At 63.9% G+C, this 13369-nt stretch carries 10 protein-coding genes; 5 read left to right on the top strand and 5 right to left on the bottom strand.

Annotated elements, in window-relative coordinates; genetic code table 11:
• On the bottom strand, nucleotides 1-159 hold the full coding sequence (locus G5S42_RS30725) for a DUF6726 family protein (protein WP_041734448.1): 159 nt from the start codon (nucleotides 157-159) through the stop codon (nucleotides 1-3).
• An 82-nt stretch (nucleotides 160-241) separates the two neighbouring features.
• On the opposite strand from G5S42_RS30725, the gene G5S42_RS30720 reads away from it, so the two are divergent.
• The 3 genes from G5S42_RS30720 (at nucleotide 242) to G5S42_RS30710 (ending at nucleotide 2839) form a co-directional block, all read left to right on the top strand.
• On the top strand, nucleotides 242-541 hold the full coding sequence (locus G5S42_RS30720) for a hypothetical protein (RefSeq protein ID WP_176110123.1): 300 nt from the start codon (nucleotides 242-244) through the stop codon (nucleotides 539-541).
• A gap of 253 nt (nucleotides 542-794) precedes the next feature.
• On the top strand, nucleotides 795-1535 hold the full coding sequence (locus G5S42_RS30715) for a response regulator (protein ID WP_176110122.1): 741 nt from the start codon (nucleotides 795-797) through the stop codon (nucleotides 1533-1535).
• Nucleotides 1532-2839 (top strand): ATP-binding protein, encoded by a 1308-nt coding sequence (locus tag G5S42_RS30710; RefSeq protein WP_176110121.1) that lies wholly within the window; start codon nucleotides 1532-1534, stop codon nucleotides 2837-2839. Before G5S42_RS30715 ends, G5S42_RS30710 begins: the two co-directional genes overlap by 4 nt.
• Before the next feature lie 175 nt (nucleotides 2840-3014).
• Here G5S42_RS30710 and G5S42_RS30705 read toward each other — a convergent pair whose 3' ends face one another.
• The 4 genes from G5S42_RS30705 to G5S42_RS30690 form a co-directional block, all read right to left on the bottom strand.
• Nucleotides 3015-3890, bottom strand: a complete 876-nt coding sequence (locus G5S42_RS30705) for a tyrosine-protein phosphatase (protein WP_176110120.1) — start codon at nucleotides 3888-3890, stop codon at nucleotides 3015-3017.
• Between the two features lie 389 nt (nucleotides 3891-4279).
• The gene (locus tag G5S42_RS30700) at nucleotides 4280-5749 is read right to left on the bottom strand and encodes a glutamate synthase subunit beta (RefSeq protein ID WP_176110119.1); all 1470 of its coding nucleotides are present in this window, start codon (nucleotides 5747-5749) and stop codon (nucleotides 4280-4282) included.
• 102 nt (nucleotides 5750-5851) lie between these two features.
• Complete coding sequence (locus tag G5S42_RS30695; RefSeq protein WP_176110118.1) at nucleotides 5852-10555, bottom strand: glutamate synthase-related protein; 4704 nt, start codon at nucleotides 10553-10555, stop codon at nucleotides 5852-5854.
• A gap of 352 nt (nucleotides 10556-10907) precedes the next feature.
• A complete protein-coding gene (locus tag G5S42_RS30690; protein ID WP_013090727.1) occupies nucleotides 10908-11615 on the bottom strand; it encodes a transposase in 708 nt (235 codons plus the stop codon).
• A gap of 187 nt (nucleotides 11616-11802) precedes the next feature.
• On the opposite strand from G5S42_RS30690, the gene G5S42_RS30685 reads away from it, so the two are divergent.
• Together G5S42_RS30685 and G5S42_RS30680 are read left to right on the top strand one after the other, a co-directional pair.
• The gene (locus G5S42_RS30685) at nucleotides 11803-12528 is read left to right on the top strand and encodes an OmpW/AlkL family protein (RefSeq protein WP_013090728.1); all 726 of its coding nucleotides are present in this window, start codon (nucleotides 11803-11805) and stop codon (nucleotides 12526-12528) included.
• 364 nt (nucleotides 12529-12892) lie between these two features.
• Nucleotides 12893-13273, top strand: coding sequence for an ElaB/YgaM/YqjD family protein (locus tag G5S42_RS30680; RefSeq protein WP_176110117.1), 381 nt, complete (start codon nucleotides 12893-12895; stop codon nucleotides 13271-13273).
• Nucleotides 13274-13369: the final 96 nt, after the last annotated feature.

Genomic DNA, 13369 nt, shown 5'->3' with positions numbered 1-13369 from the left:
TCAATCGATCGCGGAAGCACACATGTCGAAAGGCGTCGCCGCCGCATGGCCGACGACCGGCAGCACTTTCAAGGTCGCCGCCGTGACCCGGCATGGCAGCGCCGCGGCGCCGCAGCCGCCGAGCGGCAACAGCAGCGCGCCGGCAACGAGCCACGCCACGATGCGACGCCGATGCTCAGTAGTTCTGGATAACGGCACGCGGACCTCGCCGGTTCACGCGGTCGTGTTGACCAGGTGGCCGATGAGCCCCGTCCCCGGCGCAGGCAGTGCAGGCTGCGCGAGCGCGCTGCTTTGCTGCGATTTCGCCGCTGCACCGGTGGGGCTCGAACTGGTGGACTTCTCCGTGGCTGACGTCTTCGCCAGCGTGGAGAACGGCGTGGAACTGAGGGTGTTGTGGATCGTCATGATGGACCTCGCGAAGGCGCGCATTGCGCGGGTGTCGGTTGAACGCCGCGAGCCGTCATCCGAGGCAGCTGGCCTCGTTCGGCGTGCGGCGCGACTTGCTGCGGAACGAATCATCGCGCCGCGCAGGCGCCGATGATGGGCGAAGCAAAGCATGCTTTCGCGCGGTTGTTACGACCCGTTCCGTGGGCTTGCGAGGGCTTTCGAGTGCTTGCCAGGTGTTGTCATCGCGTGGCGGTCGTGCGGAGAGCAGGATCAGGCAGTGCTAAAGTAGGCGCGGAACCTTCGCTGATCCGCCCCGGCGCAAGCCCGCCAGCGCCACGTGGCGCACAGTAAGCGTTGGTAAGGAAATGCGCGGTCGCGCGTCGGGCGCGCCCGTCTAGAATTTCGCCATGAATCCACAGGTCCTTATCGTCGACGACGATCCGGTCGTACGCGATCTGCTTTGCAAGTTTCTGCAGTCGAACGGCTTCGATGCGTCCGTGCTGCATGACGGCACTCATTTGCAGCGTCGTCTCGAGCGCGAGCGGCCGTCAGTCGTCGTACTCGACATCATGATGCCGAACACCGACGGCCTGCGCGCGCTCACCGCGTTGCGCGCCGCCGGCGACGACATCCCGGTGATCTTCGTGACCGCGCGCGGCACGGTGGCCGATCGCATCGTCGGTCTCTCGCTCGGCGCGGACGACTATCTGACCAAGCCATTCGATCCGCGCGAACTGCTGGTGCGCATCCAGACCGTGCTGCGCCGGCGCGGGCCATCCACCACGAGCGCGCCGGAAGCACGCAAGCGCTATCGCTTCGGTCCGTTCGAACTGGACTTCGCGACGCGCTCGCTGACCCGCGACGACGCCAAGCTGCCGCTGCGCGACAGCGAATTCGCGCTGCTGAAGATCTTCGTCAACAACCCGTACAAGGTGCTGTCGCGCGTGCTGATTCACGATCTCGTGCATCGCGACAACCTCGCGTTCCGCGACCGCAGCCTCGACGTGCCGATCTGGCGCCTGCGCCGCGTGATCGAGGACGACCCGTCGAACCCGTGCTATGTGCAAACGGTGCGCGGCAAGGGCTATGTGTTCGTGCCCGACGCCAATGGCACCCCCTTCGAGGACGGGGCCGCCCCGAGCGCATGAGAAATCCGCTGAACACGCTGTTCGGCAGAATGGCGTTGCTGTCGGCGGCGGTGCTGTTCGCGATTCAGGCGAGCTGGTTCGTGCTGGTGACGAGGCAGCCGCCGCGCCATGAGATCGACGGCTTCGCGCGCGGCATTCTGCTGGTGCTGCAGGCGATCAACGGCGAGCCGATCAAGGGCACCGCGCTCGCGCCGGCGATGCGCGTGCATCTGGTACCCACCTGGAACATGCCGACCAGCGTGCATCTGCGCGAGCCGCACGAGCATATGCTGGTCGAGTTGAGCCGGCATCTGCGCGAGAACCTGCCGGCCGGCACGCAGATCGCCGTCGACGATCTGCGTCCGCCGCAACTGTGGGTGCTGTTTCCGGGCAAGTCGAACTGGGTCGTCGTGCCGGTCGATGTCCCGCCGCCGCCGCGCTTTCTGATCGAATCGGTCTCGATGCTGGCCGCCGGGTTGATCCTGTCGTTGTTCGCGGTTTGGCAGATGCAACGGCCGTTGCTGCGCGTCGCCGATGCGTCGCGCGCATTCGGCTCGGGCGGCCGGCCTGACCCCGTGCCGGTGCAGGGCCCGCGCGAACTGCGCGATCTGATCGGCTCGTTCAACGACATGATGCGGCGCCTGAACGAAGCCGGCGACGACCAGGCGGTGATGCTCGCCGGCGTCGCGCATGATCTGAAGGCGCCGCTCACGCGCCTGAAGCTGCGCGCGAGCGTGCTGGTCGACGAAAACGAGCGTGCCGGCCTGATCCGCGACGTCGATTCGCTGACCAACATCGTCCAGCAGTTCCTCGAATTCGCGGGCCAATCGGCGGACGCCGGACCGTCGGTCGAAGTCGACGAGTTCTTGCGCGAGCAGTTTTCCTCGGGCGATTACGCGGAGGCCGCTGAACCCGCCGAAGCGGCGGACCCCGCCGAAACCCAGCTTTTCGCACTCGACTTGCGCGCTGGCCCCTCGTTCACGCTGCCGCGCACGCTGCTTGACCGGCTCGTGACGAACCTGGTCGACAACGCGCTCGAACACGGCATGCCGCCGGTGGAAATCTCAACCGCGTGCAACGACGGTCATTGGATCATCAGCGTGCGCGACCACGGCCCCGGCATTCCCGACGACCGCATCGCCGCGGCGATGAAGCCGTTCGTGCGGCTCGACGCCGCGCGCGGCGGCGAAGGCCATTGCGGGCTCGGTCTCGCGATCGTCGCGCGGCTTGCGCACCATCGCGGCGGACGCTGCCTCGTGCGCAATCATGCGCAGGGCGGGCTCGACGTTCGGATCGAACTGCCGGTGGACCCGGCGCTGACGTGAGGATGCTCGCAGGTAAGGGGACGCGGACCGGGGCACTTACCTGCCCTTACCGCATCGACTGTCGCGCGGGTCGCGGCCTTATAGTCGCCCGCGGCAACCTCGATGCCGCCCTTCTCCGTCCGCCCGCTCCTCTGGGGCGGACTTTTTTTTTTCGCTATCGGACGGCCGAAGCGCGTCAATGCACGAGCCGATTGCGCAGCGCGTCGACCGTCGCGGTGGAAAGACCGAGGCCTTGCGTTAAATAGTTCGCCATCGTGCCGTAGCTCGCCTGGACCTGGTCGAAGCCCGCCTGCAGATAATTCTCGTCGACGTCGAACAACGGCGCTCTCGCCGCGGCGATGGCCGCGCCTGCCTGCGCGCGCAGCGTGGTAGTTTGCGCAGCGATCGATGGCGCGAGATAGACGTTGCTCAGCAGGTAGTCCTGCATGATCACGTCGAGCGGAACGTTGGCGATGCTGAGCAGCAGCGCCGCGACCCAGCCCGCGCGGTCCTTGCCCGCACTCGAGTGGAATAGCTGCGCGCCCGTGCCGTTGGCGAGCGCGCCGAGCAACGCGCCATAGGCGGCTCGCTGCGGGCCGCCCGTCACATACGCGCGCGCCTGAGCCTGCATGAACGCGACGGCGTCGACGGGCGAATCGACCGGGGGTGTAACGAAGTCGTTCGTGCCGAGCACATTCAGGGCGGAGGATGTCGCGCCGCCCGGCAGCACGTCGGCGGTGCGCGCGATTTCGGCGGGTGTGCGCAGGTCGTAGACCGACACGATGCCTAGCTTGTCGAGCGTCGCCGCGTCCGTGCCGCTCAGCGTCAGCGCATTCGCGCGAAAGAACACGCCGCGCCGCATCTGCTTGCCGTCGACGGTCAGATAGCCGGCACCCGCGCCGCCGACATCGCGGAAATTGCTGACCGACACGAGTCGCGGCGTAGCCGGCTGCTCGGCTTCGAGACTGCCGCCGCACGCGGATAGCAGCGTGCTGCCGAAACCCGCGGCCAGCATCGCACCGGCCGAGCCCCTCAGAAAGCGTCGCCGCGCCGCCGACGTTTCGCCCAGCATGCCGCGCTCCACGGGCACGGTCGTGCTCGTAAGGGCGCGGAAAGGCGAACGGTTTTTCGCGGTGACGGGCATCGGAGGCGACGGATTATAGGAGGATCGAGTGGGCAGCCGGGCTGCAGACGCAGTTTAACGTTGACCAATAAGTTTTGCGTTACATCGTAGCGGTTTGTAAGAGAAAAAGAGGGCCGGGTGCGCGCCAATAAATGCCGCGTGACGCTCGCGCGCTGTCGCAAATGACGCCGACATGACGCACTGCGACGAGGCAAAAGAAAACCGGGCTCCCCCTTTCAGGCGAGCCCGGTTTCTTTCTTACTGCATCGCTTTACCGCTACAGGTGTCCTTCATGGGGCACCTTGTCGTCTCCACGTCTTCCTGCAAATTGAAGACGCTTAACGCGGCAGTTCCGAATGACCCATCAGGAACGCATCGACCGAACGTGCGCACTGACGGCCTTCGCGGATCGCCCATACCACGAGCGACTGGCCGCGACGCATGTCGCCCGCCGTGAACACCTTGTTCACCGACGTGTAATACGCCTTGTCGCCCTCGGTCGTGGCGCGCACATTGCCGCGCGCATCCTTGTCGACGCCGAATGCTTCGAGCACCGGGGAGACCGGCTGCGTAAAGCCCATCGCGAGCAGCACGAGGTCGGCCTTCATTTCGAATTCGGAGTTCGGCACTTCGACCATCTTGCCGTCCTTCCATTCGACGCGCGCGGCGATCAGCTTCTCGACCTTGCCGTTCTTACCTTCGAGGCGCTTGGTCGCAACCGCCCAATCGCGCTCGCAGCCTTCCTCGTGCGACGACGACGTGCGCAGCTTGATCGGCCAGTACGGCCACACGAGCGGCTTGTTCTCTTCTTCCGGCGGCTGCGGCAGGAGTTCGAACTGCGTGACGCTCTTCGCGCCATGACGGTTCGACGTACCCACGCAGTCCGAACCGGTATCGCCACCGCCGATCACGACGACGTGCTTGCCCTTCGCGATCAGCTGGTTCGGCACCTTGTCACCGGCGTTGACCTTGTTCTGCTGCGGCAGGAATTCCATCGCGTAGTACACGCCTTCGAGCTCGCGGCCCGGCACCGGCAGATCGCGCGGCGTTTCCGAACCACCGGCGATCACGACCGCGTCGAACTGCTCATTCAGCTCGGCCGGCGTGATGGTTTCCTTCGCGGTGTTGCCGATGTGCGCCGGCAACGAGTCCGGTTTGCCGATGAACACGTTGGTGCGGAATGTCACGCCTTCGGCTTCCATCTGGCGCATGCGGCGATCGATCTGCCACTTCTCCAGCTTGAAGTCGGGGATGCCATAACGCAGCAGGCCGCCGATGCGGTCGTTCTTCTCGAACACGGTCACGTCATGACCGGCGCGCGCGAGCTGCTGCGCAGCCGCGAGACCCGCGGGGCCCGAGCCGACCACGGCGACCTTCTTGCCGGTCTTGTGCTTCGGCGTTTGCGGCGCGACCCAGCCTTCGGCCCAGGCCTTGTCGATGATCGCGTGCTCGATCGACTTGATGCCGACCGGGTCGTCGTTGATGCCGAGCGTGCACGCCGCTTCGCACGGCGCCGGGCAGATGCGGCCCGTGAACTCGGGGAAGTTGTTGGTCGAATGCAGCACTTCGATCGCGTTCTTCCAGTCCTGACGGAACACCAGGTCGTTGAAGTCCGGGATGATGTTGTTGACCGGGCAGCCGTTGTTGCAGAACGGAATGCCGCAGTCCATGCAACGCGCGCCTTGAATCTTCGCTTCGTCGTCGGTCAGTGCCGCGACGAATTCCTTGTAGTGCTTCACACGCGTGAGCGGAGCCTCGTACGTCTCGTGGCGACGTTCGAACTCGAGAAAACCGGTTGCCTTGCCCATGTGGTTCTCTTCTCTATCTGTATCTAGGGGTAATCTGGACCCGCCGCGCGTCGATCGATCGGAACGCGGCGGGTACGTCTAAATGTGACTTCCGACGGCAGCTCAGGCGGCGAGCACTTCGCTGTTCGCCTTCTTCGCGGCGAGTTCGCCGAGAGCGCGCTTGTATTCGGTCGGGAACACCTTCACGAACTGACGGCGTGCCGCGTCCCAGTTTTCGAGCAGCGCCTTCGCGCGCGGGGAGCCCGTGAACTGGAAGTGACGCTCGATGAGCCCCTTGAGCAGCGCTTCGTCGGTCGTGTCGCGGTGCCATACGCCCTTGTCGACCGTGCGCTCCTGTTCGGCCTGTTGCAGCACCGGGTCGAGCGAAACCATCGACTTGTTGCACTTGCTCGCGAACGTGCCGTCCGGATCGAACACGTACGCGATACCGCCCGACATGCCGGCCGCGAAGTTACGGCCCGTCTCGCCGAGCACGACCACCGTGCCGCCCGTCATGTATTCGCAGCCGTGATCGCCCGTGCCTTCGACGACCGCCGTCGCGCCCGAATTACGCACGCAGAAACGCTCGCCCGCGACACCGCGGAAGAAGGCTTCACCTTCGATCGCGCCGTACATCACCGTGTTACCGCAGATGATGTTCTCTTCCGACTTGCCGCGGAAATCGTTGGTTGGACGGATGATGATGCGGCCGCCCGACAGGCCCTTGCCGACGTAGTCGTTGCCGTCGCCGACCAGATCCAGCGTGATGCCCTTTGCGAGGAACGCGCCGAAGCTCTGACCCGCGGTGCCTTTCAGCTGGATGTGGATCGCGTCGTCCGCGAGACCTTCGTGGCCATACTTCTTCGCGATCGTGCCCGACAGCATCGCGCCGACCGTGCGGTTCACGTTGCGCACCGGCTGGATGAACGACACGTGCTCGCCCTTCTCGATCGCGGCCTTCGCCTTCTCGATCAGCGTGTGGTCGAGTGCGCGGTCGAGGCCGTGATCCTGCACGTCGACGTGCTTGCGCGCGACTTCCGCCGGCACTTGCGGCTGATAGAACACGCGCGAGAAGTCGAGACCCTTCGCCTTCCAGTGCTCGATGCCCTTCTTCGTGTCGAGCAGTTCCGCGCGGCCGATCAGGTCGTCGAACTTGCGGATACCGAGTTGCGCCATGATTTCGCGCGCTTCTTCCGCAACGAAGAAGAAGAAGTTCACGACGTGTTCCGGCTGGCCCTGGAACTTCGCACGCAGTACCGGATCTTGCGTCGCGACGCCGACCGGGCACGTGTTCAGATGGCACTTGCGCATCATGATGCAGCCTTCGACGACGAGCGGCGCCGTCGCGAAGCCGAATTCGTCCGCGCCGAGCAACGCGCCGATCACGACGTCGCGGCCAGTCTTCATCTGACCGTCGGCCTGCACGCGGATACGGCCGCGCAGCCGGTTCAGCACCAGCGTCTGCTGCGTTTCGGCAAGGCCTAGTTCCCACGGCGTGCCCGCATGCTTGATCGACGACAGCGGCGACGCACCCGTGCCACCGTCATGACCGGCGATCACGACGTGATCGGCCTTCGCCTTGGCGACACCGGCGGCAACCGTACCGACACCCGACTCCGACACGAGCTTCACCGAGATGCTCGACGACGCGTTGACGTTCTTCAGATCGTGAATCAGCTGTGCCAGGTCTTCGATCGAGTAGATGTCGTGGTGCGGCGGCGGCGAAATGAGGCCGACGCCCGGCACCGAGTAACGCAGCTTGCCGATGTAGTCCGACACCTTGTGGCCCGGCAGCTGACCGCCTTCGCCCGGCTTCGCACCCTGCGCCATCTTGATCTGGATCTGGTCGGCCGACGCGAGGTACTCCGCCGTGACGCCGAAACGGCCCGACGCGACCTGCTTGATGCGCGAGCGCAGCGAATCGCCTTCCTTGAGCGGGATGTCGACGACCACTTCGTCGCCGATCACGGACTTCATCGAGTCGCCGTTCCTGATCGGAATGCCGCGCAGCTCGTTGCGATAACGGTTCGCGTCTTCACCGCCTTCACCAGTGTTCGACTTGCCGCCGATGCGGTTCATCGCGACGGCGAGCGTAGCGTGCGCTTCGGTGCTGATCGAGCCCATCGACATTGCGCCGGTCGCGAAACGCTTGACGATTTCCTTCGCCGGTTCGACTTCGTCGAGGGGGATCGCCTTGGTCGGATCGAACTTGAACTCGAACAGGCCGCGGAAGGTCATGTGACGCTTGGTCTGATCGTTGATCAGATGCGCGTATTCCTTGTACGTCTGGTACGAGTTGCTGCGCGCCGAATGCTGCAGCTTGGCGATCGCATCCGGCGTCCACATGTGTTCCTCGCCGCGCACGCGGTATGCGTACTCGCCGCCCGCGTCGAGCATGTTCGCGAGAACCGGGTTGTCGCCGAAGGCTTCGCGATGCAGACGGATCGCTTCTTCCGCGACGTCGAACAGACCAATGCCGCCGACCTTCGACGACGTGCCGTGGAAGTACTTCGCCACCAGATCCGACGCAAGACCGACCGCTTCGAAAATCTGCGCGCCGGTGTACGACATATAGGTCGAAATGCCCATCTTCGACATGACCTTCTGCAGGCCCTTGCCGACCGCCTTCGTGAAGTTGTAGACCGCCTTCTCCGCCGACAGGTCGCCCTTCAGGCCGGCCGCGAGCTGGCTCAGCGTTTCCATCGCGAGGTACGGGTGCACGGCTTCCGCGCCATAGCCCGCGAGCAGCGCGAAGTGGTGCGTTTCACGCGCCGAACCGGTTTCGACGACGAGACCCGTGCTCGTGCGCAGACCTTGCTGCACGAGGTGCGTGTGGATCGCGGCGGTGGCGAGCAGCGCCGGAATCGCGACGTTGTCGCGGTCGGTCTTGCGGTCCGACACGATCAGCATGTTGTAGCCGGACTTGACCGCATCGACTGCTTCCGCGCACAGCGAGGCGAGACGCGCTTCGATGCCTTCCTTGCCCCAGGCGACCGGATAGCAGATGTTCAGTTCATAGGAGCTGAACTTGCCGCCGGTGTACTGATCGATCGCGCGGATCTTCGCGATGTCCTTGAAGTCGAGCACCGGCTGCGACACTTCGAGACGCATCGGCGGGTTGATGTTGTTCGTGTCGAGCAGGTTCGGCTTCGGGCCGATGAACGACACGAGCGACATCACCATGTTTTCACGGATCGGGTCGATCGGCGGGTTCGTGACCTGCGCGAACAGCTGCTTGAAGTAGTGGTAGAGCGTCTTGTTCTTGTTGGACATGACCGCCAGCGGCGAGTCGTTGCCCATCGAGCCGACGGCTTCCTCACCCGCTTGCGCCATCGGCGCCATCAGGAACTTCAGGTCTTCCTGGGTGTAGCCGAACGCCTGCTGGCGATCCAGCAGCGCAGCAGCTTCGCGGCGTTCCGTGACGACGTCTTCCGCCTTCGCCTCGATTTCGTCGAGCTTGATGCGCACGGCGTCGATCCAGCTCTTGTACGGCTTGGCGTTGGCGAGGTTGTCCTTCAGTTCCTTGTCGTCGATGATGCGGCCGTGCTCCATGTCGATCAGGAACATCTTGCCCGGCTGCAGACGCCACTTCTTGACGATCTTCGATTCGGGAATAGGCAGCGTGCCGGCTTCCGACGCCATGATGACGAGGTCGTCGTCGGTGACGATGTAGCGCGCCGGACGCAGACCGTTACGGTCGAGCGTCGCGCCGATCTGGCGGCCGTCGGTGAACGCGATCGCGGCGGGGCCGTCCCACGGCTCCATCATCGCGGCGTGGTATTCGTAGAACGCCTTGCGGTTTTCGTCCATCAGCGTGTGCTGTTCCCAGGCTTCCGGGATCATCATCATCATCGCGTGGACGAGCGGATAGCCGGCCATCACCAGCAGTTCGAGACAGTTGTCGAACGATGCGGTGTCCGATTGGCCCGGATAGATCAGCGGCCAGAGCTTCGGCAGATCGTCGCCGAGCACGTGCGAGGCGATCGCGCCGGTGCGCGCGTTCAGCCAGTTGACGTTGCCCTTCACCGTGTTGATTTCGCCGTTGTGGGCGATCATGCGGTACGGGTGTGCCAGTTCCCACGCCGGGAACGTGTTGGTCGAGAAGCGCTGGTGCACAAGGGCGAGCGCCGACACGACACGCTCGTCCTGCAGGTCGCGGTAGTAGACGCCGACCTGACCCGCGAGCAGCAGACCCTTGTAGACGACCGTGCGCGCCGAGCACGAAGGCACGAAGTATTCCTTGCCGTGCTTGAGCTTCAGCGCCTGGATGCGGTGGCTCGCGGTCTTGCGGATGATGTACAGCTTCCGCTCAAGCGCGTCGGTCACCATGATGTCCTTGCCGCGACCGATGAAGATCTGGCGGATCAGCGGCTCGCTCGCCTTCACTGTCGGCGAGATCGGCATCGCGTGGTCGACCGGCACGTCGCGCCAGCCGAGCACGACCTGACCTTCGGCCTTCACCGTGCGCTCGAGCTCCTGTTCGCAGGCGATGCGCGACGCATGCTCCTTCGGCAGGAAGATCATGCCGACGCCGTATTCGCCAGCCGGCGGCAGCGTCACGCCCTGGCGGGCCATCTCTTCGCGATAGAAGCCGTCCGGAATCTGGATCAGGATGCCCGCGCCGTCGCCCATCAGTGGATCGGCGCCGACGGCGCCCCGGTGGTCGAGGTTCTCGAGAATCTTCAAGCCCTGCTGGATGATTTCGTGACTCTTGTGGCCCTTGATATGGGCGACGAAGCCGACGCCGCAAGCGTCGTGCTCGTTTTGCGGGTCGTACAGACCTTGGGCGGCGGGAACCGGGTGAATCGGTTGCTGGTGGTCGTTCATGGGGACACCGTCTGTGAGGAGGCCGGACAGGCCGTTAAACCATTGTTTTTTTGCCGCAGTGCGCTTCGCAACCACGACGGCGCTCTTCTCGCAGCCAGACTGCGCGGGACGAAAAGCGTCGGAAATCGGAATATACGCGACGAATCAAGGAAATAGCAAATAAAACATAGTGATCCGCCCCCGATTACCAAAATGGTGCGTTGCGGCTATTTTTTATTGGTGTCACATCAATTCGGCGCAAAAGAAAACGGCATACGAAATGCCGTCTTCATGCACTCCTTTGATGCAAAAACGCTTTATTCGAATTTAAAACCACTCTATCGGCGGTGCTGGGGTAGCGGGTGTCGCCGCGTCACTGCGTATGCGGCGTCTCGCGCACCTTGCGTGGCCGGCCACGCGGTAGCGGGGACACACGTCGGTTCGCGGCGCGCGCCGCCCATTCCCGGTAAGTGTCGCTGCCGAGTACCCAACCCTTCAACGTGGCTTGCTGGAGCTGACTTGCTTCGCGCTCGTCGAGCGGCTGCTCGCACAGTTCGCGATAAGCACGCTGTCGCTCGAACGGCGTATTGCCGAGAGACCAGTAGAGAGGGTGATCCGTGATCAGGCTGTCGAGGGTAAGGCCGATGTGATGACGATAGCTCGACCAACGATAATCCTCCGCCGCGTTGACCAGCTGCAAGCGCACCGGACACATCTCGACCACCCTGCTCGCCAGCAGGAAGTAACGCTCGCCTTCGATCACCGTGGCCCGGTAACGGCCCTCCCACAAGGTGCCGCGACGGGCATAGCGCCGGTTGAAGTGCGCGACGTAGCGCCGCCCGACAGCCTGCATCGCCTTGGGCAGACTCGACTCCTCGGTGGGCGTGACGAGCAGTTGCACGGCGCCCGGCATCAAGGCATAAGCGTGGATGGAAAGGTGATGGTCCCGGGAAGCCGCCTTCAGACAGTCGATGAAAAGCTCGTAGTCCTGGTCGTCGACGAAGGCGGGCTGCTGATCGAGCCCGCGGAGGATGACGTGCTGCGGCTGGTCGGGGACATAAAGACGTGCAAGCCGTGCCATGCTGGAGTGTCCAATAGTCGCGTTGGTATATACCCGAAGGTCCGAAGATCCGCATGCGCGCAAGGTTCGGCGCCATGCGGCCAAGCCAGAAACCATACGGTGCTTAGGGAGAAAACTCTAACCGCCGCGTATGGTTTGTTTCAAACGTTGTAGTCATAATGAGCGGGCCTTTTTTGGAGGAGCACATATGAAATTAAAACAGGCCGTAACGGGGATGGCAGTGCTTGCCTGCATGAGCACGGCGGCGCACGCACAATCGGCCGGCAGCTTTTACGTCACGACGGGCTGGTTCCATCTGGCGCCCCAATCGAGCAGCGACCCGCTGACCGTAACCAGCATTGGCGGTAGCCCAACCAACATTACCGAAGCCAACACCGGCGCTTCGCTGGGTTCGGCCGACACCATCGGCTTCACCGCCGGATACTTCGTCACTGACCACATCGCCACCGAATTCGTCATTGGCGTCCCGCCTACTTTCGACCTGTCAGGCACGGGTAGCCTCGCGCAGTTCGGCAAGATCGGGCAGGCCAAACAGTGGAGCCCGACTCTGCTGTTCAAGTACTACTTCAACGCGCCGACCGCTGCTTTCCGGCCGTATCTCGGTGTCGGTGTGAGCCGCATCTGGTTCACCGACGAGCACATCACCAACAGCTCATTCCAAGCCAACGTTCTGCATGGTCCGACCAGTGTCTCGACGGATAGTTCGTGGGAACCCGTGTTTAATGCGGGCTTCCATTACTCCTTCAATCAGCACTGGTTCGCCGGCGTGTCGATCTCGTACCTGCCGCTCAGCACGACCGCGAAGCTCAATTCGGCGGCCACCACGCCGGTCGGCACGCTGACCGTGCAATCGCAGACCAAGATCAAGCTGAACCCGATCGTCACCTACGTCAACATCGGTTACCGTTTCTAACGCATCGCGACAGCAGGTGGCTTGAATTAGGGTAGTCGAATTTTCGCGCCCTGGGGAACGCCGTCATCGAGCAGATGACGGCGTTTTTGTTTGGCGTCCCCGTCGCATCGGCATGGCAGTGTCGTCCGGCATCGGCGTTTGTAAATTTGACGCGAATGCGGCGCAACTGCGTGCAATATCTGGCAACGTTACGGCCACACGAAGCGTGTCGCGAGCCGCGCGCTATCACGTTACGGGCGATGCGACGCTTGGCATCGAAGTTGCGTTAGATGGCGTTTCCTAGGCTGCAACGTGATACTGCGTCTGCGCATAGCGTGTCCGCGCGACGATGCGCGGGGCCTTTCAACTCATCGACGGAGCGACCATGACAGCACTTCCAAATACGCGAGACGCCCTCGGCGAATCCTGGACCAGCGCGAGTCGCCGTGCGCGGCGCATCGCTCGCCATAGCCGCCATGCGGCCGAAGATATCGCGGTCGAGTTGCGCACCCTGCTGTCGGAACTCGAATCGACCTTGGCCGACGGCACGCAGGCCGACGCCGTGGCCTTGCGCGGCAAGCTGCGCAAACAGCTGGACGCCGCGCGCGAGCGGCTGAACGACACGCGCGATGCGATGCGCGACCGCGCGGGCGTCGCGATCTCGGACGCCGATCACTATGTGCATGAAAATCCGTGGCAGACGATTGCGATCGTCGGCGGGCTTGCACTGGTGGCGGGAGCGCTGTTCGCGTCGCGTTCGCGATGACGCTGGCTTGCGCGGCTTGAGGGTGCTGGCAAGGAGACGCGACGGCCGCTTCGATGCGGCAAGGTCGAACGTTGCCCTCTTGCCGCGCCTAGCCGC

The organism is Paraburkholderia youngii (genome assembly GCF_013366925.1).
GTDB lineage: Bacteria > Pseudomonadota > Gammaproteobacteria > Burkholderiales > Burkholderiaceae > Paraburkholderia > Paraburkholderia youngii.
The sequence above is the reverse complement of the archived record's forward strand: the minus strand, read 5'-3'. Positions and strand labels throughout refer to the sequence as shown.

Coding starts and splice junctions, on each gene's coding strand:
- G5S42_RS30705 (WP_176110120.1), bottom strand. CDS start 3,890: ATGCTGGGCGAAACGTCGGCGGCGCGGCGACGCTTTCTGAGGGGCTCG.
- G5S42_RS30700 (WP_176110119.1), bottom strand. CDS start 5,749: ATGGGCAAGGCAACCGGTTTTCTCGAGTTCGAACGTCGCCACGAGACG.
- G5S42_RS30715 (WP_176110122.1), top strand. CDS start 795: ATGAATCCACAGGTCCTTATCGTCGACGACGATCCGGTCGTACGCGAT.
- G5S42_RS30685 (WP_013090728.1), top strand. CDS start 11,803: ATGAAATTAAAACAGGCCGTAACGGGGATGGCAGTGCTTGCCTGCATG.
- G5S42_RS30695 (WP_176110118.1), bottom strand. CDS start 10,555: ATGAACGACCACCAGCAACCGATTCACCCGGTTCCCGCCGCCCAAGGT.
- G5S42_RS30720 (WP_176110123.1), top strand. CDS start 242: ATGAGCCCCGTCCCCGGCGCAGGCAGTGCAGGCTGCGCGAGCGCGCTG.
- G5S42_RS30710 (WP_176110121.1), top strand. CDS start 1,532: ATGAGAAATCCGCTGAACACGCTGTTCGGCAGAATGGCGTTGCTGTCG.
- G5S42_RS30690 (WP_013090727.1), bottom strand. CDS start 11,615: ATGGCACGGCTTGCACGTCTTTATGTCCCCGACCAGCCGCAGCACGTC.
- G5S42_RS30680 (WP_176110117.1), top strand. CDS start 12,893: ATGACAGCACTTCCAAATACGCGAGACGCCCTCGGCGAATCCTGGACC.